Origin of the sequence: Rhizobium sp. WYCCWR 11152, from assembly GCF_013087615.1 — a bacterium.
Lineage (GTDB): Bacteria > Pseudomonadota > Alphaproteobacteria > Rhizobiales > Rhizobiaceae > Rhizobium > Rhizobium indicum.
Genome location: NZ_JABFCP010000017.1, coordinates 1 through 1,368, shown reverse-complemented (window position 1 = coordinate 1,368; position 1,368 = coordinate 1). Strand labels below are relative to the sequence as shown.

Genomic DNA, 1,368 nt, shown 5'->3' with positions numbered 1-1,368 from the left:
TCCCGACAAAGGCTGCCGTTCCGATGTAGGTGAGGTTCTCGACATTGACGCCAAGCGTATAGCTTGCCAGCACGGTCTTGACCGTGTCGGTTCCTTCATCGGCGTTCTCGGCAACGCTGTCGCCGGCATTGTCGACGATATAGGTGTCGTCGCCCGCACCGCCGATCAGAGTATCGGCGCCTGCCCCGCCATTCAGCGTATCGTTGCCGTCGCCGCCTGACAGCGTATCAGCGGCGGCCGCCCCTGTGATTACATTGTCGAGATCGTTTCCGGTGCCGGCAAAGGCTGCCGTTCCGATTCCGATATAGGTGAGGTTCTCGACATTGGCGTCAAGCGTATAGCTTGCCAGAGTCGTGCGAACCGTGTCGGCTCCCGCGGCGGCGTTCTCGGCAACGCTGTCGCCGGCATTGTCGACGATATAGGTGTCGTCGCCCGCACCGCCGATCAAGCTATCGGCACCTGCCCCGCCATTCAGCGTGTCATTGCCGGCGCCGCCGGTGATCATATTGGCGAGCGCATTGCCGGTGCCGGTGAAGTTGGCCGATCCCGTGTAGCTCAGGTTCTCGACATTGTTGCCAATCGTATAGCTGGCAAGCGCCGTCTGGACCGTGTCTGTCCCCTCGTTCGCATTCTCGATCACAAGGTCGGTCGCGATATCGACGACATAAATGTCGTCACCCGTCCCGCCTGACATCGTGTCGGAACCAGCACCGCCAATCAATGTGTCGTTGCCGCCAGCGCCAGTGAGCTTATCGGCAACGACACCGCCCTTGATGATGTTGTCGAGCGCATTGCCCGTGCCGGTAAACGCGGCCGTACCGCCATAGGTGAGGTTCTCGACATTGACCCCCAGCGTATAGGCGGTCAGATTCGTCTGCACCGTGTCGATACCCTCATCGGCATTCTCGATGACGATGTCACCGTTGGAGATGACATAGGTGTCGTCGCCCGTGCCGCCATTTAGCGTGTCGACCCCGGCACCTCCAGCCAGGACATTGTTCAGCGCGTTGCCTGTCCCGGCAAACGCACCAGTTCCGATATAGGCGAGGTTCTCGACATTGGCGGCAAGCGTATAGCTTGCCAGGGTCGTGCGAACCGTGTCGGTTCCCGCGGCGGCGTTCTCGGCAACGCTGTCATCGTCATTGTCGACAATATAGGTGTCGTCGCCCGCTCCGCCGATCAGCGTGTCGGCGCCTGCCCCGCCATTCAGCGTGTCGTTGCCGGCGCCACCGGCAATGGTGTCGGTCCCGCTACCGCCGACGATTAGGTTGTCCAGCGAGTTTCCTGTTCCGACAAAGTCCGTCGTTCCGATATAGGTGAGGTTCTCGACATCACTGCCAAGCGTATAGCTCGTCAGTGTCGTGCGAA

Annotated in this window: 1 protein-coding gene; it reads right to left on the bottom strand. The window is 60.6% G+C overall.

What is annotated here, in order from left to right; translation table 11 throughout:
- Window positions 1-1,368, bottom strand: a 1,368-nt coding sequence (locus G9X67_RS27150; RefSeq protein WP_171600123.1) for a calcium-binding protein, incomplete at both ends; no start/stop codon positions are given.